We start from the raw sequence: 20,678 nt of genomic DNA, 5'->3' as shown, positions 1-20,678 counted from the left end.
ATAGAAAACCGCTTTTGTAAGAGTTATAGAAAGCGCCGTATGGGGCTTATGATGCTAAAGTAACAATCGCGATTAAACGCCGCCAAGGCTATTGTGAGTCGGCACCTAGCAGCCAGAAGAGTGTTTGGATATTCGCGCATCACTTCACGATAAAACTCATTCAGTAAAGGTCGCTTCATAATTTCAAATTTACGTTTTAAAATCCACCTGCCAGTATCGGGGCGAGGTCCATTGTCTTTATTCCCAGGCGCTTGCTAATATAGCGTAAAGAGTCCATGGCGTGGTTGTAGTCGTCAATCGGGATCCCCGCCTTCTTATCGCTCCATTTGTAGTTCCGCAGCTCCCTTTTCACATTATTGCTACGGGGTGTCACCACAATGGTGTACGACTGCAGGGCTTTAATACCGGCCGTTACAGATCCTTGCCCCTTCTCACACTCAACAATATTCAAACCCTTGGCTCTAAGGTCTGCAATTAATCTAGCCTCCGCTGAATCAGCCACAATTAAATCATTAGGCCTCTTTATCCTGCTCTTATTCATTTCGTACAGTTGGTCGGTACTCAGCTGAGCGCGGTCATAATATTCCTCATCGACATACACCCGCATTCGCTTATTGTCAACAGCGCACCGGATTAGCGTATCAGGGTCAACCATAAATCCGTAATCCTGTCCATAGCCGTATGGTAGAGATTCATCAAACTCGCCCTCCTCCCAATTAGTGTAAATGGCTCCCTCCGGCGTATCCGTCCAGCGGCCGATCACCTTAGTGGCATATTTACTGTGTAGAAACTTTTCCTTGTCCAGGATGCCATTAACGGTGCTATCCTTTATGCTTTTTTCCTTTATCCCCTGGATTGTATTTAGAAACTGATCAGCCAGGTGTTCAATATTGTCAAGGTACGATGTATGAATATGCAAGACATCCGGGTGCGTGCTGATCTGAACATCTACCCCGTCAATGTTGACAATCTTGTGAGTGTTCTCAATATATTTCTTGTATACAAAGTGTTCACTATCTGATGGGTTCATGATCAGTATTACCCGGTTCTGGATTCCCTTCTGCCGGATGGAAAGAACCAATTTGTCAAAATCATCCTCACTCTCCCACTCCTCCATTTCATCACCGATGAAGGTTGTAAGCCCTTCGATAGACTTTAAGTTGGCCGTCTGGTTACCGGACGACGTCTTGATACCCCGGAACATGATTTGAGACTCAGAAAAGGTATTAATGATATCCTTTGTGGTAACGGTGAATTGGTTTTGGAACCCTTCTAGCTCAATCTTATTGGTAAATTCAGGAATAACAGAAATATTGGCCGCCGTCATTGTATAACGGCTGTATAACATCTTATGCCCCTTCTCAAAGGACAAGCGCTCAATAAAGGTGGCGGCATTAAAGCTCTTGCCAGATCCCCTGCCACCAGTAATGAGAATTATAAACTTATCAGATGTATATAATGGCTTATATGGCTCCTGAATCTTTATCATCCTTCATCATTCCCTTCAACCACTGTTCGGGTGCGATTGACCCCTTCAGTGTCGTTTCTTGCTTAATCTCCTGTTCAGATTTATCCCTGTAATCAAACTTATTTTTAAGGAAAAATATATCCATTGCCTGACCAGAATATAGGCACCTCAGCTCGCTGATTTTCTTCACTTTTTTTAATAGCCCCAAAACCAAACTATCATCTGGCAGTTTCGCTACGAATGGCCCACTATTCCAATACTCCCAGGAACGCAGATCTACACCCGCCGCCAGTACCGCCTCTTCCACATACTTTATATCATTGGCCCTTACAATATTTTGATTTTCAAGCCCGCTATCATCGTTACACAAAACAGCAAGAACTTTTTCAATCTCTGGGATAACTGTTTCATCAGTCCACTTCACTGCAGCCTGATTACCAGGCTTAAACAAAACTTTACCGCCCGCCTCCTGTTTATGTATCTTCTTTCCACTCATAACAAAAAAAGGGGCAGTTACGCCCCGTTAAATTAACTTCCGGAAGTACTTCTACCTCGACCTGGATTTATAGCAACGGCCTGCCGTCTGCTATTTACCCCAATAATAGTACGCCTGCCTGACCCTGGGCCAAACCCCGCCCTTGTCAGCCTTCTGGCTATTGCTGTTAATCTTCTACGCATGAACTATTAATTAAGAACCTTGAGAAGATCTAGAGACTCTTGCCCTACCGCCCGCGGCGCGGCTTCTCCGTGAAGTAATGGGTGCTACCCTTCTGATACGTCTACGCATGTTGTTTTGGTTTTATTGGTTAACAATTGTTTTACAATGTCATATCCTTCAATTTCTGGCTAATCCTAAAAGCTCCTGGAGCTACTTTGTCCGGAGTTTCTATTGTTATACCCAGTTTCTTAGCCAGCTGCTTGCCATCGATGTATTGCTTATCCGACAATCTGATGCCAAGCTTATTAAAAAATTCATCAAGTTGGGCAGAATTATTAAATGTCACAACCGTAAAGTAGTTGGCATCCGTGTTCTCTTTAAACTTATCCCGTTCAGCCTTGGCTTTTGCCGAATACTCAATGATCTCGTTTACTTCCGCCAGTGAATCAACTTCAATATTAGTATCAGTTGATTTCATTTTCTTGGCAGGAGCCTTTTTTGATATGTTCTTGTTGCTGTAATTAATAGCCATATCGTTGCAATTCTACGTTTATTAAGGGAAATAATTGTTTCAGTTTCTCATAATCATTGGGGAAATTATCTTTTAATGGTTTTATGAACCTGAAGTCCAGGCCATCAAACGACTTTCCCCATATTTTGTAATCTACAGGCAGCTTTATGCCAGATTGCTGTATTTCGTCCGTTAACTTCTCCATATTCCAATCATACACCGGAAAGAACGTAAGCCTATTATGGTTTACCGCTCCGTGCATCTTGATTGACCTTCTCCTGTTTAGAGAATCCGCTGCACGCACACCAATAGCCGTGTATAAGCCTGGATCCAGTCCTAAATCTTCCTTGATGAATACATTCACCTCGTCATTGTCAAAGTTTGGCAACTGCATCCTTTTTATCGCATTCCAGCTGTGTAAGTCCTGGAAAAGTCCGCTGTTTAAATGCTTATACAACATCTGATTTGGCACCCTGTAAATATGCGTTCCCATAACTTCTTCATAGTACACTAACGAATCATTGACAAAATCCAGATCAGGGTGCAGGTAGTGATAAATCGGGATGATAGTGTGAAAGTATCGCTTCAGTTGAATATATGACGCAATAGCATCCTTTCCGCATGAAAACCGCAGGAGTGTCACCCCCTTTTGCCTTTCAGCCATTATTTGACAAAGTTCATCAGAATTGTTATATGTCATTTTAATTTCTTAATCTTAAAAAAGGGCCGGCAAGACTACCAGCCCTCAACATTTAAAATCCAGGTTACTATTCCACCTGCGAAGTCAGCAACTTTATCCTCCGTCATCTACACCTCAAACAACCCACTCACACTTTTGTACCCCATATCATAGAACTTCCGCTCTACCTCCTTCTTCAGATCACTATCCCTGAGCGACAAATTCAGCCTAACCCTTGAAAATTCCGCAGAAAAGTTTGAAGTTTGCATACCCAGAAGCTCCGCCATCTTCTTAACAAATCCATCCGTAAAATTAAAATCCTTCACATCCTCCCTAAAAGCCTCTGGGTAGATATACTTAAAGCACACCCCAATAAACACCCACCGATCACTCAATCCAACCTCCCCAAACCTATCTTTAACACCATCCAGTGAAGAAACAGGAGCCGCCGGCGACCTCTTAGCTAACTGACTCATGGCGCTGTTAAATTCGACTGGATTATTCCTTTTCCACAGCTTCAATGCGCTTGTTCTATCCGCAAACTTCAAACTAGAAAACATAACGTTATTTACATTTTTGTAAATGTACCTTACATTTTATAAAACTTCTATTTACATTATCCACACCTGTTAATTTCTATAACGCCTATATAGGCCGCCCCATCCAATACCTTATCCAATCAATTTCTCTATCATCAGTATCTTTATCAAATTTTACCACAACCACATCGCTATCAATCGTCATCTTAAAATTAACATATCCGCCACCTTCTTTGATTCTTTCCACAGCCTCAAACAGAAGTTCCTTTCCCCGGGAATTTCGTGGATACTTCACCACCAGGCGTCCCGCAATCATTCGCACACTTGCATATTTAGTAGTTTTCTTCATACTCGATAGTATAGATAAAAACTATTAAAGACAAAAAGGGATGTTCCTTCTCAAGAATCTCCTGGCATCCGCGTGCCCTATCCTCAATGTTGACTGTATTTTTTTTACAATAAATGCAATATTAACTTCCGAATCGAACCAACCTTCAGCAAAAAAAGTCATAATCATTTTTTGAAGCTCTCTTTCTTTTAGTGTCCTGATATTCATTTCTTGAATTTTATCAGTCAAAGATAACTTTTTTTACACATACAACAATTTTTTTCACATTATTTTTTATTTGTGTTTCGTTTTCAATACCAACTTATAGTTATTCTGTTCACAATCAACGATATCTGTTTATTTTTGACCTGTGATTGAAGCAAAAGAAACCCACCTGGCAGCATCTGAAATAGTTAAAGAACAGAAATTCGCCGATAATGCACGAGAAATAGCGAGAACTTTAATGTGGGCAGGACACATATATGACAAACTGGGAGATATTGATAAAGCGATCAACCTGTATTATGTGGGCTTAAAGTATGCTATACATGCCGAAATGAGGCCGCACGAATTTGCTACATTATTTCAGCGGGTTTTAATACTTTTGCGGAAGAAGAAACGGACGGATACAGAAATTACGTTATTGAAAGAAATTATCCCCCGATACCCTTATTTATCAAAATATAACAAATGGCAAAAACGACTGGAAAAGCTGGAGCAAAAAAAACTAAGAAATCAGGATCTGAAGAACAGGAAATTCCGACGTATCATATCCGTATTATGGAGCTTATTGATGAACGCAGGGCTATAACCGGTGAAACAGACACCGCTGTGTTCGCTGATCTTGGCTATGTACAAAGCTCAATTTCGCCACTTAGATTAAATAGGCAATTTTTTCCAACATCCAAGATAATAGCAGCGAAAAAACTGTTTGGTGTTAGCTATGATTGGATTTTCGGAGAAACAGATCACCGCGATACCGTAATTGTTCCGGTAAATGCAACATTGCAGGCTCTGGTAAAGGAAGCTGTTCAGAAGGAGTTAAAGATCTACTTTTCGGGTAAAAAATAAACCCCGTCGGTGGACACCGAAGGGGGAAAATCACAAAAAATGAAAAAATAATCATCTAACCAGTGTAAAAAGTTTTATAAAATCTCTTTTGTCCATCTGAACCTCCAACTCATCGCCATTTGTAACGAAAAACTTAGCTGCAGCCTCGCATGTTGCTGCAAAAGCTTCCCTGCTAAGCATCTGTTTGGATAACACCGCTATTTCTTTCTTGTAAAGGTCAAATACTTTAAACCATCCAGAAGTATGATAAACAACTTTGTGCGCCCTATGCACATCATCCAGGGAATAGCCTGTAAATTTCCTGTACATATCAATTGCCCGTGGGTCATTTGACTTAAACAAGCCATTTATCCGTTTTACTCCATGCAATATTGTAGTGTGATCAACACCGAACAATCTCGCCGCCTCTGAACAGCCAAGACCCAAAGACTCCTTTGCGTGAAAATGAGCAATCTGCCTCGCCAAAGGGGCGTCCCCTTGTCTTGTTTTGCCACTAACAGCCTCAAAGGGCAATCCTGCCGCTTGGCTGGCTTTACTGTATAATTCTGTTCTTAAATTCATCGTTTCTGTTTTTATTGGTTACAACCGCCCACGTTACCCCGGCGCTGTACGCAGCCAGGAAGACGGATAGAATTATTGTTGTCATTGTTCGTCTGGATATAGTTCACTGTAATACTCCGCGTAGCATTTCCCACATACTGGCGGTATTGGGTCGTCCTCCGGATCCGGAATTAAATCCGGGCCTTCTGCCAGTAAGATAAGCTCCCCGCAGATCTCGCATTTGGCAGGTTTTATTTTGTATTCTGTTGTCATTGTTCTGTCCAAGGTTTAATTACTGTTATAAATGGTTCCTGTTTCAGATCGCCGGACTCATCCACATGTAGGGGGCGGGCCGTGGCTATACCTGCCGGGCAACCAGGATCAGAAAAAGTTAAATGCCCTCTTATCTCTGTGGTGTTGTACTCGAAAACGGTTTTGTAGCCGAAGTATTGGCAGACACGTTGGGCCTGGGAGTAGAAATCGCACTTCCTGATATTCCTACCATAGAACCCCGCTTTTTTGAGGGATCGGAAATCAAAGTGCTCCTCCATAAACTCTTTCAGTACCCGGTCTTTGTCTGATAGCTTACTCATTTTATCAGTTCCGGGTTATCGTGAATGTTGCCAGCCCGATGTAGCTTTTCAATATCATCGGGTTCAATATTAAAAGAAATCATTCTATCAAGGTGCTCAATTCCGGTGTCCAGGTACTCGTTGTACTCCGAAATAGACAGTGCAGAGAACATTGCCCATTCTGATATCCAGGTGATAACAAAGTAATATCGATCGTCGCCCCAACTATGCTCTATCTCCTCAAAGAACACATCCCCCTCAAAGATCATTTTCCCGTTCATGTCCGTTAACCCAGTGTACTGGCCCACTGTTTCGGGGATGACCTCGCTATAAAAAGTAGTAACTATTGGATATGGATAATCCATGCTTGCGCCTTCAAACTGCTGATAGGTTATATCTACGCTTTCTCGACCCTTACGCTCGTCAAATCCTGTAACCAGGCATCCGTAAACCCATTCGCCGTTATCTACCCGCTTCCCGCGGAAAATTATTTCTCTTTTCATTTTTCTTTATCGCCCTTCCGGTGCCGGTTGATCATTTTTAAATTCTGGAGTAACCCTGTGCATATAGTCCCCAAGCGCATCATACAGCGCGCAAGCAGTTTCGGGGGTAAGAAAGGCTGTGAATTGCCGTACGTTCCGGCAGCTGTCCCTCCTGTAGAATGCCTGCTTTTCGGCATCATAATCCTTTTCAAGGAATTTTAACCCGATAGTCACAACAGGGGCTCCGTCTTTGCTTTTATTCGAGCAAACAAAAACACGTTTATTCTTTACCGGTGTGATCTCCGTGGCGTTGGCGTATCTTGCTATTTTTATTAGTTGCATAAATTGTCTTTGTGGCCGTAGCCGGGTTATTTAACTTTCTGCGGGATATTCCTGTCTATACCCCTGGGCCTCATTTCCCAATCATAATCGATCAGATAATTATGGGCATTGCCTTCCAAATCGAATTTATTTTTAGAAAAAGAAACCTTTACGAAAGTCCGCATACCGTCCCGCTCAACGTCACCGACCCGGTGAATGTTGTACTGATCCAAGCGTAGCAGGGTGCCGGCGGAATACGTCCAGTCGAATTCAGGTAATGCCTGTTCTGCCATTTCCTGCATCGATAATTTATCATCCTGTGTCAGGTTGAAATCTGAAAAATTAAAGACCGTTGACCCGTCATCCGACCAGATGTAGTTGATATCATCAGACATGAATCCATCCGAATGCCACCCGGGGCGATTAAAAGGCTTTCCTTTTGCCTGGAACAGACGCTTGGCGGAAAGATATACGGATGAATCGATGTAGGCATTTAGTCCGGATGCCCCAACGAAGTGGCAGGCCGCCGCACCTATAATATCACTGAAAACTTTTAGTCGGTCCTCCACGTGTATATCTGACCCACCAGGTAGTTTAATCAGCATGTCCTGATAGAACATCATTTCTTTGCAATCGATCGAAAAATGACCCACTACTAAGGGTTTAGCTCCGTACTTCATAGTTATTTATTGTATTGGTTTCATAGAAGTTTTCGAACACATATAGGCAGAGTTCCTGCATAATAAAAAGTTTACAGGTGCCCAGAAAACGGAGCCGCTCAGTTGGCGTTTCAATCGGCTGTCCTGTTTTATAAAACTCAAGGCATCGTTTTTCCGTCGGATGATCCGGGTCTGTTTCAACGATTGCCCATAAGAAGAAAAGACCATCCACATCCTCTACCCGGATGATCTGAGCATCCTTAGGCAGTTCAATGGCGTACTTTTCTTGTACCGGTATTGGGTATTTATAAATTGCTTTCATAATTAAATTTTAGAAATTGACATCACACAGTAACCGGGTTCGATACCGTACTGTCCACCATGCAGGATATAATCAATTCTCCGGTGCAGGATGCGGCCTGTGTATGGCTCGGGCACAATCTCATCATCATCCGGGTCATATTCCTTCAAAAGGAGTTCATCGCCGATTTTATAATCCCGGTCGTTTTTTCTGACTTCAAATGTTTTACTTCCTGCTAACAGGGCACTGAAGTATTTCGGGTGTGTTTTTAATTCGTGTACCATATACTCTTTTTAATTGTCAAATATTACTTGACGGTTGGTGATTAATATCGTGGTGGATCTGGCAGCTGGTGCCAATGAGTGATTTCAAATTCCTCTATTTCAGGCATGGAACGATAAACAATGAATTTCTCGTTATAATATCCCATTTCACAACACTCATTCATATACCCGGGAGCGTTGATTATTCCAAATAGAAGAACCGATTCAAAAGGCACCGGTAACCGATCCGTCACACTCACCCATCCGTTCAATTCCGGTATCACCACAACCCCTCCGGGGCGCTGGCTGTCTGCTATGTGTTGTTGATTATCCATTAATATTTTCTCCTCTAAGTAGTTCTTTTGAAAATTTATTCGCCTCCCGACTTAACCATAAGTCAGAGGGAAATCCATCGATGTTAGAAACGTTTTTTGAATAGCACCTACCTCCTTGCCATATCCGAAAACCGGCATACCCTTCTTGTGCATAAACATCAACGGTCGCTGTCCAAGACACATAGAATCCGGTTTTCCACTTTAATCCATCTTTTGTTTCATGGGTTCGGTAGTTTCCGAATGGCCTACTGAGCGAGTAATCTCTAAAATAGACTTGTCGCTTATTTTTCATTCTCCACCTCCTTTTTTAATTGTTTCAAAATAGAATACCCCATTAAACGGCTTTTCTGGTGTGATGCCATACTTTTCTGCGATCACATTCATGTAGGCTATCCGGCGCCTGGTTCGTTCTAAACCGGTCTTCTTTGGTAACCGGGCCAATCGCTTATGAAATGAAAGCATATAGGACCGGAATCCGTTGTGGCCGCCATTGATGTCATCTACACACTGAGACCTTTTGTAGTGATTACACGGCACGCAGGCGGGCTTCAGATTGTCAATATGATTCACCCCCTCCGGATCAGAACTGTTTACATAAAACCAGTAGCATTTGCTTATCGCGTGATCTACCTGCCATTTGTCTCCCAACTCGCACCCGCAGTAAGCGCAGCGGCCTCCATATTTTTCAAATACTTTTTTACGGTCGCCTTTTTTCATTTTGATTGCTTTATTTTGGCGATTACACCGTCTTCAAAGTCTGCATAACTGTCATGCCCGGGTCCGTTGACATAGGTGTGATACATCGCCTCCCGGACCTGCTCCTCCGTATACATCCATGCCACCTTCCCAGCGGCATATTCGGCTGCCCGGGTGTTGAGGCGCGAAACAGTCTCATTGATATGCAAATCAAGAATATCAATAATATCTGACTTTGTAAAGCATTCCCCAACTACTGCCTGTCTGTTATTGCTGTTTAGCGGCTTCATGGCTTGTTGTTGGACATTTTTACCCTCTGGTGAGTTATCCGGGTAGCCTCCTTTGTCATGCCAGGCGACCAAGTATGGTGCTATGTCATTACCGGTCGCTTCCCCCTGTTCCTGGATCCGGGCGGCGTGGTAGGCCTCGGCGTAGCGTTGGGCGACTTCGTCCACTTCCTCACCAGATATTTCATAATCGGTGCTTTTATAAAGCACCTCGTCCTTTACCTGCTGCAGCAGGTCTGTTTGTTTATTTTCCATTGTCATAACTTTTAATAAGTTCTTTGCGCTTCTTTATTTGCTCCTTACGAAACGATTTAGTCACCCGACCAGATCCGTTACAGTCTTCGCATGGTTTTATTCCGTATCGGCTCATGTAGCATCCTTTTCCTGCACACTTAAGGCAATATGATGTGCTTGGCTCCTGTTCAACTGTTTTCATCTTCAAAGTTTTTTAAAACCGGGCGGAACGTTCCCGCACCGTCCGGTAGAGTTATTTACTCCGCTTTGCTAGGATCGTTTGCTTGAGGCCATCCAGTATGCAGAGCGCATCTTCTTGTGCCCATTGCCGCCGGTCTGCCGCAGTATACAGCCGTATATGACGTGGGGTCAATACTCCAATACCCATATCCTTCCGAATCATACCAAACATCGTATTGCTCTTGGTACTTAACGATGTAATCACAGCACTGGCTTGCGTCTTCGGTAGCCTTGGCCTGCTTAGCGATAAAGAAGGTGGCGCACACTACCACCGCAACGATCAAAAAAGTGAATAAACGTTTCATGTTATTATGGTCTGTTTTACGGCCGACCTTGCCGTTAAGAGTTAGTAGGTATTTCTATCTTCCCGCAACCCGCGGGAGGGGTTAAAATTATTTCTGGTTAAGAAGCTCCCGCAGGAGCTTTTAGACTATTCAAGCCTCATCGGTTAACCTACTTTCTGAATATGTTTATATTTCTTGACTATAAGACTTATGGTAGCTGGCGACACACCATACATTTTTGACACTTCCGACAAACAAACCCCTTCTTCTCTAAGCTTCACAATGTGCCCGTATTCATTGCTCAAAACCTTCCGACCTTTAATAAACACCGAAGCCCCGGACTTGTATTTTTTCACTACCGAGTACACAGATGTATACGGAACGCCCAACGTTTCTGAAATCTTCAATATTGGTATACCCGACTTGTACAGTACAACCACTTCTCTTTTATGGTCATCATTTAAATACACGCGCTTCTTTCGTTTTTTCTTCCATAAACCAATCTTTATCGCATGATTTACATTTTCTTTTCCTGTAACCCACTCAAGATTTTCAACTCTGTTGTCATACTTAATTCCATTAATATGGTTTACTTGAGGTTTCCCTGATGGATTAGGTATGAATGCAGCTGCCACGAGTCTATGGACGGCAAACCCCTTTTCAATGCCATTTTTACAAAGAGCAACCTTTAAATATCCGTGAATCAGATGGGTTCGTAAGATCCGTTCTGGGCTTTGCCGTAGTGCTGTGTATCCTTCCCCCGTTAACCATTTCTTATCAACAGATTTAATCCTCCCAATTGAACTTACCATGTACTTTTGATACCCGGGAATGATTTTCCACACCTCCCCATCAATATTTTCTATTTTCTTACACACCGACATTTTGGGCTTATACCAATTATAGGTATCGCGGCAATGCACACTGCAGAACACTCTATTTTTAAGACTATACACAAACTCGATTTTGCAATTTTTGCAAGTCACTATTTGCCCACACTTATCTTTAAAAGTCATATATGTGTCTACTTATTATGAAAAAACAAAAACGGGTTTCTGAATACGGTTTCCTCTTCGGCCTGCCACTTTATACATTCTTCTGTAAGGCTTTTGCCGTACTGTGTATAATCTCCATATCTTGCCCATAATTCGTAGTTGTCGGGTTTTGATATTTTGTTTTTAAGCTTCACATTAGCTTCAACCAGTGAGCAAACGGATTCGGCGGCCGTATTGAGCAAGTATTCGTAATACTGATTATGAACAAGGTAATTCCGCCATTTATCGATCAGCATTTTCTCCACCATCTTCGCCGCCACCTCCTCCGTAGCCTCTCCCAGCTTACCGTCGGGCAGCCAGGTGCCGGGAGGTAGAGAACACAAAAACCTTGGGGCGCTTCCTGTCAGTTCTACAAGGTCATTATCAACCTGAATGTTACTAATAATTAATTTACCGGTCACATCCGCCGGAAGATCCACGATCAGAACGCGGGCCTTTTCTGTAGAAATTAATTTGTGCTTCATTGTTGCGATATTTTCTTAATTGCATAACTGCCGATCTCGTCCTGATTATTTAGCAAGTCCGCTATAACCTCGGCTACCTCTTTGTTGTAAGATGCATTCGGCGACACAGACTTAGTGATGGCGGCACCTCTGTTTTCATCATAGACAATCCAGGTGTTTTCTCCACGTTTGATAGCCTTGAATCTCTTTTCTCTTATTCGTGACATCTATTTCGTTTTACCTCCGCCACTATACCGGCAATCAAACCGATAATAGCAATCGCGGAGAGCGTTAAAAAAAGGGCATACTACTCGCCGTATGCCAGGGCGTTTTTGCTAATCCCGCGACTTTGTGAACTCGTTTTTAAACGGATCGTAAACGGTTTGACAGGTAATAAGGCAGTCGTCATTCATCTCAAGCGTAGTGTGATTCTTCGTCACCAACCGGCTTTTTCCTTCCACATAGAATGTCTCATTTACCTCATCCAGGTTAACGATTTTTTTAGCGTTTTCAACGAAATGGCCCTCGACAGAGGATGGAGCCACATTCATCCTTTGAATTGTTGTTTCCATTAATATTCATATTTAAGAAGTGAGAAATATTGTTTTCCAGGTAAGTGTGTCAGGTCTGATATATCATCATTTGACAAGGACTTAAGAATGCCTCTACCCTTTTCAGTAAAAACCGTAGAATACCGTTCTCCTTGCCTCTGTATGTATTTAATTTCGCTCTGTAGCTTTCTCGGAACTCGATACAATGAAGCGATAGCGTCTTTTGCGTTGCTATTTGACGGATCAACACACAAGAAGAACATGCGGTCTGTTGACGGACAATAACAGCGGACAAAGGCAAGCCTTATATCATTTAACTCACCTTTAAAAAGAGTGTAAACACCGATATTCATCCCACGCGTTGTCCCTACCAGGTAAACATCATCCTTCTTATCAACGTACGTATCAACCTCTTTTAGATGATCAGAAATAAAACGGAACAGATATTCACTACCCCACTTTTCGTCCATGAATGCCAAGCAGGCGGATTTAACCTCCTCATTCCTTTCTGACATAAAATCCGTGAAAGTGTATTCCTTTTTGGAAAGTTTTAACCATAGATCCGGACTAATTGCAACACCATGGATATAATGATAGCATGTTCCGTCCCTAAACTCAATGGCAGGTCTATCAACGCTGTGAAGCCTTCCAGTTTCGTTTCTTAATATTACAGTTGGCATATCAGAAACAATACACAGACCCTCAAATTGTATCATATCATACACACCAGACAATAACAGATTCTTGAACGTATTGAAATCATCCTCTCGATCTGAGTGAATCATTTTCATCTGAAAGAAATAGTCCATATACGCTACCCATCCATAATCCCCAACATTTCCATACCAAGATGATGCATGATACTCTAGTTTGTTGGCCCCGATGTTGGCCCAGATGTTGTCCCCGATGTTGGCCCGGATGTTGGCCCCGATGTTGGCCCAGATGTTGCCCCGGATGTTGGCCCAGATGTTGCCCCGGATGTTGTCCCCGATGTTGCCCCGGATGTTGGCCCAGATGTTGCCCCGGATGTTGGCCCCGATGTTGTCCCCGATGTTGCCCCGGATGTTGGCCGGAACATCTTTGAAAAATTTTAAAAAATAGTTTGCAGCAACCTGACACCCAAATGGACTATCCATAAATATTACAACGGGCCTCTTCTTTCCGCAGTATGAATACAGCCACTCAATTCCTTCTCTTGCCTTATCTCTATCCAGTCTGTTTTCGCATGACAAAATATAATTCAGCCATTGATCCCTAATTACTGGAATTTGTGCCTCCTGATCGTTTGTGAGAGTTGTTAGTTTTTCCTTTTTCATTTATTACAGTTTTAGCTTGTCATTCTGATTTCACACCAAAGATACCTTTTTTTACATTTTTCACAATGTTTTTTCAACTTTTTTTTATGTATTTTACGTTTTTAATTGATTAATAAATACATACAGCTCATCCATCGTCATTTCGATCAGTGATTTTGGCAAATCAAGTTGCCTTATTATTTCAGGAGCCGCTACTTCCAGCCCTTTTATTGCTTTGTTCTCGTCACTCATAGTTTTGTTTTTTAAAAATCTAAATCAATTGCTTCCCATCCTGTTGTTATCAATTTTTGCTGCTCCGATTGCTTATCTGTGAACATTGTCAGCCCTGATCTTACCAAGTTGTGATCAAGAATATCAACATTCACTCCTTCCTGTTCAATAAAAAATCTACGATCAGCCAGGAAGTATTTAAGTTCTGTAAAACCCTTAACGCCTACGACCTTCTGCCTCCGTATCTTTTTCGATGTTATTGTACACATTGGATTGCGCGGGTCGGTTTGGCCAAATGGCCTGTGATAAATCAAGATGTTATCCATTTTATTGTTCCACATCGCACCATCAGCAATTTCAAATACATCAGGCTCTGGATAGTTTCCATCAGATTGTTTGCTCATTGTCTTGGGATGTGCTATAATGTTCATGTACACATTGTTCTGTTGTGTGAACCGCAAAAACCTACTGAAAACATCCTCAAGATATTTATCACTCCGCCCCCCAGCTTTTGCATAGTCGTTAGAAAGCTGATTAAACGGATCGATAGTAAACCAGTTACATTTTTCTTTGATGATTAATTCAAAGAACTTTTCCATGATGTAATCCGGGGTGCTAAGTGCCTCTTTTGGGTACACATAGAAGAAATGGCTACTCACAAAATCGTATGCCTGGTCGTAAAGCCTCTTGGCTGGTTTGTGTGGGTTTCGCGGCGTACAGTCGTCGCCCAGAAGTATTTCCGTAAGATTATGATAATACTCCTCTGCTGGGTTATTCTCTGGACTAAATATTCCAAACCTATCACCATACAATACCGCTCGATTTAGTTTATACCAGTCGTCGAATGATGATTTTCCGTAGTTGCCAATACCAGAAAGCAATGTGAGTTCTCGAGTCTTAGGCTTCCAGTGGTTATCAAACTCAAAACCGATCCCTTCTAATTTTTCATATCCATTTTCGTAAATACTGATCGCGTTTTCCTTTACATCAATCCCATAAATGACGTCGTTAAGTTTAAAATCGTCAGAAAGTATTTCCTCAACCGAAATTTCGCGTTTCGTCTCTTGATCCACCAACCTGCCCATCTCAAACGTTGCAGTGCCATAATGCGCCTTATTTGACCTGTAGGCCGACTTTATAGCCTGCTCGCCCTCTTTGATTGAGAATGTCGATTGGTTCAGTTGAAATTCTCGGTTGATCAGTGATATTGATTCCGATTCGTCGATCCCAAACCTGCAGCATGCCGATGCCAGTTTGAATATGAAAGTATTTCGCTCGCCTGTCACAAAGGCATCTCCTTTGTTTGTTAGCCATTTTAAAAGATTTGAGAAAATTTCATGTGTTCTGGTTACAACATCCCTTACCTCCACTTTTTCGACTTCCTTAACTGTTGTGAATGGTGTTGCATCTTCATTGACATAAATATTTGGATCATAACTTTCGTAGCAAACTCTGCTTTCATTGATACCGGAAGGGTCAATGCCAGGAAATACATCTTGAAGTGCCCTAAAATGCTCCCTGTGCTTTTTGCCATCAGCAATCCGAACCAAAACCTTTATGCCATCTCCAGACGGGCTGATCCACACAGCATACACGAAATCATACTGGATCAGATCCTCTATCTTATCCGGGATATTGGCTACATTGTCAAAGTCCAAACAAATCAACCCTGAATGCTTCAGCAGTTTATCATCAAACCTTTCCGAGAATTCTCCTGAAAAACAAACAGATGGCAGGTTCTTTTTGAGATTTGCAGCCTTATCCTTGTCCAGGCACGAACGCAATTCCTCAATTCGTTTCCGGCTTCTTCCATTTCTGATTCTATCCAATAAATGCGACACAGGCCGCCTGTATCCATTTACCTTTTCAAAAATATTACTGTAAATTGTTACTGTCATGATCTGTTTTTCCTTACTGGTGAAATGTCATCTTCGGAATACCTTGACATAGATTTGCTCTTGTAGTGCCGGTATGCATTGAAAATATTCTGAACCCCCTTAAACTGATCATACTCAAAATCGCCTACTGCCATTCCGTCGATCAGCTCTGACAAAATTTTCGGCGTTATTTCGGGCATGATGCGTAGAATAAAATCCGCCATCATTTCACACTTTCCTTCGGACAGTTCACCAGCCTGTAGGGCCGAAAGCTTATAAATCTGATCTGCGATTAGTTCCATATCCGAGCCTCGCAGCGTATTTGTTGACATGCCTGGTTGTGCTATTTCCATTTTTACTGTTTTTGATTTGTGTTACTATCTCATCGTATTTCCCGTTTACCACGTTCAGGTTTTTATCCTTGAACCACTCTGGCAGCTGCCTTATGAGCATTTTAAATTCCTGAAGGATGATCTCATCTGTAGGGCTCCTTCCTGACGCCAAAACAGTTTGACCAAGCTTTTTCAAAATAGACTTTAACGCGCTACCCTGAACTCCATCCATACTCCAACCAACATGGGCCTCCTTCAACCAATACTCCACACACAATGCATACAACCCAACGACTTTTTTTTGATCAGCGGCATCGCCGCTATCTTTGTTATTAGGTTCTAGGTTTATAGGTTCTATAGTTCTAGGTTTATCTATATCAACAGTGCTATGGGCAGTGCCGTGGACTTGCTTTGGTAAGTGCTTTAGACTTGCTTTGGTAAGTGCTTTGGTACATGCTTTGGTATTTTTTACCAGGGCAATAATGTTCGCACTATATTGATTTTTTGACTTCTCGACAACAATAATAAACCCCCATTCAACGAGATCATCAAACGCCTTCTTAAATGTTTTGTGATTTTTAACACCAATCGCATCCATGGTCATCTTTGAGGGAAGTCCAAACTTTCGTTTCCACCCCAAGCGATTGCAATGCTCTATAATGAAAAAATACAAAGCTGTGTGTGTAGGAGTGATCATTTCCGGGTTTTCAAAACTCCAATCAAACCAATTCCTGGACAAGTCATATCCGCTAAACTCTTCGTCTTCCTTTGCGTTGCTATTTTTACCCATAAAATTTTTACCTCCTTTTTAAGTTTTTAAAATTCACAGGTTAACAATTCCCGTTCATTTGTAGGCATGGTATGCCCGTTTGCGCTTTTGCACATTTTTCAAAAATGATTTTTAGGAACTGGTGTTTTAGGTTGGAGTTAGCCTACATGGTCGCTACTATAACATCAAGCAATTTCTTACTATTGCCCTTTTCCATAACCTCTTTAATCTTCTCAAAGACTTCTGTCAGATGCAGATTACTGTTTTGAACTACTACGCTGACATTTCCCAGCGGTGTGTTAATGGAGATCAACTCCCCATTTGAAGGCGATTGTGCCATAATTGTTAATTTATAGGTGAAATAAAAGAAATGATTGATTCGGCCTTGGAGGTAATGTACATGTTAGCATCATGTGCGGTAATTGACAGATCCACAGTGTCTGTTTCGCTGGTAAACTTGTTCAGAACATCCTTCAGGTTCTTTGCATTCAAGACAATATGTTGATCAATATCCCCATTACCTGTTGTCATAACGGACGCCCTCTTGCCAACGTACTCACAATTGTAATCGATTTTCACATCAGATCCTTTTACGGTCATTGTGATAAAAGGGTAACGCTCATCACTAGAGCAGGACAGCGCCTTTGCAATAGAGTTTGACAACCCCCACCGGCTGATCGAATAATTAGGCTCTGTACGCCTGGACAGCAGCTGTCGTATTGGTACGGATGCGGCTTCGCTGGTTTTGGCAATTACAGTCGTGTTCATGTATGAAAACCATACATTTTTTTCATCAATGAACATTTCCGACTCTTGGAAGCTCCTGCAAGGCCGCACTAGCTCTGGCAACACGCTTATCTGCCGCGTTTTTCCCTTAATTCCAAAAGTTTGAGTAAATATGTGGATCCGGTTCGAGGCGAAAACAATGGCGTCGTTCTCAGTAAAATCAATATAGATGTTATTGAACTGATCCCCTGGTGTTGTGCTGGTAGAGGTGGCTGCTTGGTTAATCGCGTTGAAAAAAGTACCATCCACTTTAACAGAAAAACCGTTACCTCGATCAGGTATTGTTGGAAAGAATTTAACCTCGTCAGAAACACCCAATGTAAGCTTATCATCCCCGCTGGTAATCTGTATACTGGTGGACGAAACGTCAATATCAATGTTTCCAGGGAGGGCGGCGCAAACATTAACAAGGTCATTGTATGGCGCCAGGAACGAAAATGCTTCAAGGTTATCGTTTTCAAGGACATGAACAATGGTTAGGCTACTGGATGAGCCGGTAAGTACTACCCTGTCCCGCTCAACCTCAACCTTTACATTTGATAGTACCGGGATTATCGGATTAGGGTTAACAGCGCCGGACAACTGTTTCAACCCATTCAGCAATAACTTGCTATCTATACATAATTTCATTTTAAATTTTTGTTACATTAATAATTGTTTTTGGAATCGGGCCATAGTATTTCCTTGTATTCAGGATGGCCACCCTGCTGTCATTGACAAAAAGTATCCCCTGTACAGCATCCATAACCCCCTTCGTACAGTTGTCATTGTCTGGCTTGGTATCCTTGTATACCGCCCCCCCTTCCATTACTACCTGCCTTAGTTTTTTTGGCATCGCATTAGGCATTGGAAAAATGAAATCAATATCTAATCGTACCGGGCAGTCATACGGCTGAAAACCCTTTGGTAATTTATGCTGCACAACCGCCGCAATAGTCATTTCCCTGTTCACCACCTCCTTCTTCTGATACGAAGTCACAAACGTCCTGTTACCGCTCTTTACCGCCCTAAATCTGGCTGATTGTTTCGCCATAGGGACGCCCAATATTTCAATAGATATCGACCCCATACACTGTATTTAACATCAAATCTAAACTTTTTTCACATTACTTTTACTGTATTTTCCGTTTTTATAGAAAATATTTTTCCACCACATAAATAACATGTTATTATGTGCAACTAAGTGGTTGAAAGTGCCATTAAGTATGAGTTGTAGATTTGTGTGCTATGATGCCGTTTCCGCTAGAAAGGCAATTCTTCGGCGCCAACCGGTGTGGCCGGGCCTTGCATGATGGGATGAGTTTGTCCGGACTGGTCTTGTTTCTGATATGTGTTAACAGTGAAGGAGAGTGATCCGTTTTGCGCCCGGGTAACCTGGATCTTCAACTGTTTTTTCCCATTGTATTCCGTCAGGTACTGTTGATTGCTGTTAATGAACGCCTTGAATTCATCGATCGTAATGAGGGCATCTCCGATTACCCAGTCGGGCGCTTTGTCATTTTTTGCGAATCCCCGGAAACCTCCTACGAAAATTTTTTCTGCCATATATTTTGTTTTAAATTATTACTTCTTCAATTTGTGGAACCGTAGCCCTGTCATCACACATGTTGTAAAATGGACAGGAAATGCATTTATTGAATGACCCGTTACCCTTCCACTTTTCATCTGCATACTGTGATATCTTATCGGCTGTATATTTTATGCGCTCCTTGTGTAGTTCGATCGCGTCCTCTGAAAAACGAAATCTCAAAATTTTCACCCACCTATCTTTTCCGAAAATTAGAAAATAGAACGGAGGATAGACTCCATACTTCTTGTGGTATAACATAGTGTAGTGAACCGCCTGTATCTCAGCATCCTGGTTATTTGCCGGATCGCCCCAGCCATTCCATCTATCATCCTCCTTCGTCCCAGTCCATTTTATGTCATATATTGCAATATCATCTTTGCTGATAATGTCATTTGAAATGAGATCAATATTACCCTTTAAAAAGTCGGATATCAATTCTACCTGTATAAAGTTTTCACTTATTCTAATGCCCAGATTATCCAGTACCCCTTTTGCAAACAATACCAGTTCATCACAGTCTTTATACGCCTGCGCCTTTTCCTTGCCCTTGTTTATCATCTTCGCTTCCTGCTTCTTCCCGCCACGGCATGCCCCCAGCAATTCAGATTCAAAATACCGGCCCGTTAACATCGCCTCCGATGGCTCAATCAAATCCTTACCCTCGACGAAAGAAAAATATACCTGCTTGGGACAGTGATCATGTTTTAGCACCTCCTTAATAAGCGACTGTGAAATCTGTAACATTAGTTTACTGTTTGTTTATAAAATGGATTGAAATTGTCAGCAGCCGTACGATTTAAGTCACGACCGAATATTTTACCCAGGGAGATCGCAGCATTTTTAACACACTCCGCTTTGAGCTTAGGAAATCCCATATCCAAGGCATTTCCTTTCTTGGCGTTTATGTCCAATGGATTTGCGCCTTTGTTAACCATTATCTGAATAGCCGCCGCCCCTGTCCGTTTATATTCCCGTCCGGTAACCGGATGGATAAGAATGAGATCGATACTACCAACAACCTCATTTGCAATGACTGACCATTTAAAGTTCTCCGTACTCCAAAGCCCCGTAAACATTTCGTCCAACTGCATTTCAACAAACGAAATAGGGAGCGTCTTGGCTTTGCCATCAGGTGTTTTAGCCACTCCTTCCTTCGGATCTGACAGATTCAGAACATTGGCGAAATTCTGCAGACGTTGCCTAAATTCATCAATAGATGCTACTTCGTTTTTACTGTTTTGCACAATTTGATTTTCCATTATTTTTATTTTTTAAGTTGTTAACTCCATCCCAAAAAGTCA

31 protein-coding genes are annotated in these 20,678 nt (G+C 42.1%); 2 read left to right on the top strand and 29 right to left on the bottom strand.

Annotated features, from left to right (window positions below; all coding sequences use genetic code 11):
• Positions 1 to 196 precede the first annotated feature (196 nt).
• The 6 genes from LL912_RS00810 to LL912_RS00785 form a co-directional block, all read right to left on the bottom strand.
• Positions 197 to 1,489 carry a PBSX family phage terminase large subunit gene (locus LL912_RS00810; RefSeq protein ID WP_235551650.1) on the bottom strand — a complete coding sequence of 431 codons (1,293 nt, stop codon included), beginning with the start codon at positions 1,487 to 1,489 and terminating at the stop codon, positions 197 to 199.
• Positions 1,464 to 1,964, bottom strand: a complete 501-nt coding sequence (locus LL912_RS00805; RefSeq protein WP_235551649.1) for a hypothetical protein — start codon at positions 1,962 to 1,964, stop codon at positions 1,464 to 1,466. The genes LL912_RS00810 and LL912_RS00805 overlap by 26 nt, the downstream gene beginning before the upstream one ends.
• Positions 1,965 to 2,286: 322 nt before the next feature.
• Entirely contained in the window at positions 2,287 to 2,658 is a 372-nt protein-coding gene (locus LL912_RS00800; protein ID WP_235551648.1) for a hypothetical protein, read from the bottom strand.
• The gene (locus LL912_RS00795) at positions 2,648 to 3,337 is read right to left on the bottom strand and encodes an adenine nucleotide alpha hydrolase family protein (protein WP_235551647.1); all 690 of its coding nucleotides are present in this window, start codon (positions 3,335 to 3,337) and stop codon (positions 2,648 to 2,650) included. Before LL912_RS00795 ends, LL912_RS00800 begins: the two co-directional genes overlap by 11 nt.
• A 107-nt stretch (positions 3,338 to 3,444) precedes the next feature.
• Complete coding sequence (locus LL912_RS00790) at positions 3,445 to 3,876, bottom strand: hypothetical protein (protein WP_235551646.1); 432 nt, start codon at positions 3,874 to 3,876, stop codon at positions 3,445 to 3,447.
• 85 nt (positions 3,877 to 3,961) lie between these two features.
• Positions 3,962 to 4,204 (bottom strand): hypothetical protein, encoded by a 243-nt coding sequence (locus tag LL912_RS00785; RefSeq protein WP_235551645.1) that lies wholly within the window; start codon positions 4,202 to 4,204, stop codon positions 3,962 to 3,964.
• Between the two features lie 669 nt (positions 4,205 to 4,873).
• Between LL912_RS00785 and LL912_RS00780 the strand changes: the two genes are divergently transcribed.
• A complete protein-coding gene (locus LL912_RS00780; RefSeq protein WP_235551644.1) occupies positions 4,874 to 5,254 on the top strand; it encodes a helix-turn-helix domain-containing protein in 381 nt (126 codons plus the stop codon).
• Positions 5,255 to 5,305: 51 nt separating this feature from the next.
• Here the strand turns inward: LL912_RS00780 and LL912_RS00775 are convergent, their stop codons facing one another.
• Positions 5,306 to 5,815, bottom strand: coding sequence for a helix-turn-helix domain-containing protein (locus LL912_RS00775; protein ID WP_235551643.1), 510 nt, complete (start codon positions 5,813 to 5,815; stop codon positions 5,306 to 5,308).
• 374 nt (positions 5,816 to 6,189) lie between these two features.
• Between LL912_RS00775 and LL912_RS00770 the strand changes: the two genes are divergently transcribed.
• The gene (locus LL912_RS00770; RefSeq protein ID WP_235551642.1) at positions 6,190 to 6,375 is read left to right on the top strand and encodes a hypothetical protein; all 186 of its coding nucleotides are present in this window, start codon (positions 6,190 to 6,192) and stop codon (positions 6,373 to 6,375) included.
• 8 nt (positions 6,376 to 6,383) lie between these two features.
• On the opposite strand, the gene LL912_RS00765 is transcribed toward LL912_RS00770, so the two are convergent.
• The 22 genes from LL912_RS00765 to LL912_RS00660 form a co-directional block, all read right to left on the bottom strand.
• Positions 6,384 to 6,869 carry a YopX family protein gene (locus LL912_RS00765; RefSeq protein ID WP_235551641.1) on the bottom strand — a complete coding sequence of 162 codons (486 nt, stop codon included), beginning with the start codon at positions 6,867 to 6,869 and terminating at the stop codon, positions 6,384 to 6,386.
• Positions 6,870 to 6,875: 6 nt separating this feature from the next.
• The gene (locus LL912_RS00760; protein ID WP_235551640.1) at positions 6,876 to 7,190 is read right to left on the bottom strand and encodes a hypothetical protein; all 315 of its coding nucleotides are present in this window, start codon (positions 7,188 to 7,190) and stop codon (positions 6,876 to 6,878) included.
• A gap of 26 nt (positions 7,191 to 7,216) precedes the next feature.
• Entirely contained in the window at positions 7,217 to 7,849 is a 633-nt protein-coding gene (locus LL912_RS00755; protein ID WP_235551639.1) for a hypothetical protein, read from the bottom strand.
• The gene (locus LL912_RS00750; RefSeq protein WP_235551638.1) at positions 7,833 to 8,150 is read right to left on the bottom strand and encodes a DUF7352 domain-containing protein; all 318 of its coding nucleotides are present in this window, start codon (positions 8,148 to 8,150) and stop codon (positions 7,833 to 7,835) included. The genes LL912_RS00755 and LL912_RS00750 overlap by 17 nt, the downstream gene beginning before the upstream one ends.
• A 2-nt stretch (positions 8,151 to 8,152) precedes the next feature.
• A complete protein-coding gene (locus LL912_RS00745; protein WP_235551637.1) occupies positions 8,153 to 8,413 on the bottom strand; it encodes an ASCH/PUA domain-containing protein in 261 nt (86 codons plus the stop codon).
• 41 nt (positions 8,414 to 8,454) lie between these two features.
• A complete protein-coding gene (locus tag LL912_RS00740; RefSeq protein WP_235551636.1) occupies positions 8,455 to 8,727 on the bottom strand; it encodes a DUF551 domain-containing protein in 273 nt (90 codons plus the stop codon).
• 288 nt (positions 8,728 to 9,015) lie between these two features.
• Positions 9,016 to 9,444: an HNH endonuclease gene (locus LL912_RS00735; protein WP_235551635.1), complete on the bottom strand. Its 429-nt coding sequence runs from the start codon at positions 9,442 to 9,444 to the stop codon at positions 9,016 to 9,018.
• Positions 9,441 to 9,965 (bottom strand): hypothetical protein, encoded by a 525-nt coding sequence (locus LL912_RS00730; protein WP_235551634.1) that lies wholly within the window; start codon positions 9,963 to 9,965, stop codon positions 9,441 to 9,443. Before LL912_RS00730 ends, LL912_RS00735 begins: the two co-directional genes overlap by 4 nt.
• 667 nt (positions 9,966 to 10,632) lie before the next feature.
• Positions 10,633 to 11,484, bottom strand: a complete 852-nt coding sequence (locus LL912_RS00725; protein WP_235551633.1) for an NUMOD4 domain-containing protein — start codon at positions 11,482 to 11,484, stop codon at positions 10,633 to 10,635.
• Between the two features lie 8 nt (positions 11,485 to 11,492).
• Complete coding sequence (locus tag LL912_RS00720; RefSeq protein WP_235551632.1) at positions 11,493 to 11,987, bottom strand: hypothetical protein; 495 nt, start codon at positions 11,985 to 11,987, stop codon at positions 11,493 to 11,495.
• The gene (locus LL912_RS00715; protein ID WP_235551631.1) at positions 11,984 to 12,193 is read right to left on the bottom strand and encodes a hypothetical protein; all 210 of its coding nucleotides are present in this window, start codon (positions 12,191 to 12,193) and stop codon (positions 11,984 to 11,986) included. The genes LL912_RS00720 and LL912_RS00715 overlap by 4 nt, the downstream gene beginning before the upstream one ends.
• A 108-nt stretch (positions 12,194 to 12,301) precedes the next feature.
• Positions 12,302 to 12,538, bottom strand: a complete 237-nt coding sequence (locus LL912_RS00710) for a hypothetical protein (protein WP_235551630.1) — start codon at positions 12,536 to 12,538, stop codon at positions 12,302 to 12,304.
• Positions 12,538 to 13,833, bottom strand: a complete 1,296-nt coding sequence (locus tag LL912_RS00705) for a DUF6745 domain-containing protein (RefSeq protein ID WP_235551629.1) — start codon at positions 13,831 to 13,833, stop codon at positions 12,538 to 12,540. The genes LL912_RS00710 and LL912_RS00705 overlap by 1 nt, the downstream gene beginning before the upstream one ends.
• 93 nt (positions 13,834 to 13,926) lie before the next feature.
• The gene (locus tag LL912_RS00700) at positions 13,927 to 14,064 is read right to left on the bottom strand and encodes a hypothetical protein (RefSeq protein ID WP_235551628.1); all 138 of its coding nucleotides are present in this window, start codon (positions 14,062 to 14,064) and stop codon (positions 13,927 to 13,929) included.
• An 11-nt stretch (positions 14,065 to 14,075) separates the two neighbouring features.
• A complete protein-coding gene (locus LL912_RS00695) occupies positions 14,076 to 15,941 on the bottom strand; it encodes a BT4734/BF3469 family protein (RefSeq protein ID WP_235551627.1) in 1,866 nt (621 codons plus the stop codon).
• Between the two features lie 252 nt (positions 15,942 to 16,193).
• Positions 16,194 to 17,042 carry a hypothetical protein gene (locus LL912_RS00690; protein WP_235551626.1) on the bottom strand — a complete coding sequence of 283 codons (849 nt, stop codon included), beginning with the start codon at positions 17,040 to 17,042 and terminating at the stop codon, positions 16,194 to 16,196.
• A gap of 142 nt (positions 17,043 to 17,184) precedes the next feature.
• Positions 17,185 to 17,361: a hypothetical protein gene (locus LL912_RS00685; RefSeq protein ID WP_235551625.1), complete on the bottom strand. Its 177-nt coding sequence runs from the start codon at positions 17,359 to 17,361 to the stop codon at positions 17,185 to 17,187.
• 5 nt (positions 17,362 to 17,366) lie between these two features.
• Positions 17,367 to 18,437, bottom strand: a complete 1,071-nt coding sequence (locus LL912_RS00680; protein ID WP_235551624.1) for a hypothetical protein — start codon at positions 18,435 to 18,437, stop codon at positions 17,367 to 17,369.
• Between the two features lies 1 nt (position 18,438).
• The gene (locus tag LL912_RS00675; RefSeq protein ID WP_255785540.1) at positions 18,439 to 18,840 is read right to left on the bottom strand and encodes a RusA family crossover junction endodeoxyribonuclease; all 402 of its coding nucleotides are present in this window, start codon (positions 18,838 to 18,840) and stop codon (positions 18,439 to 18,441) included.
• Between the two features lie 209 nt (positions 18,841 to 19,049).
• Positions 19,050 to 19,352: a hypothetical protein gene (locus tag LL912_RS00670; protein ID WP_235551622.1), complete on the bottom strand. Its 303-nt coding sequence runs from the start codon at positions 19,350 to 19,352 to the stop codon at positions 19,050 to 19,052.
• Positions 19,353 to 19,362: 10 nt separating this feature from the next.
• Positions 19,363 to 20,121 carry a PD-(D/E)XK nuclease family protein gene (locus LL912_RS00665; RefSeq protein WP_235551621.1) on the bottom strand — a complete coding sequence of 253 codons (759 nt, stop codon included), beginning with the start codon at positions 20,119 to 20,121 and terminating at the stop codon, positions 19,363 to 19,365.
• Positions 20,121 to 20,636, bottom strand: a complete 516-nt coding sequence (locus LL912_RS00660; protein ID WP_235551620.1) for a hypothetical protein — start codon at positions 20,634 to 20,636, stop codon at positions 20,121 to 20,123. The genes LL912_RS00665 and LL912_RS00660 overlap by 1 nt, the downstream gene beginning before the upstream one ends.
• Between the last annotated feature and the right edge of the window lie 42 nt (positions 20,637 to 20,678).

Origin of the sequence: Niabella agricola (assembly GCF_021538615.1) — a bacterium.
GTDB classification, from domain to species: domain Bacteria; phylum Bacteroidota; class Bacteroidia; order Chitinophagales; family Chitinophagaceae; genus Niabella; species Niabella agricola.
This window is presented reverse-complemented; position numbering and strand designations above follow the sequence as displayed.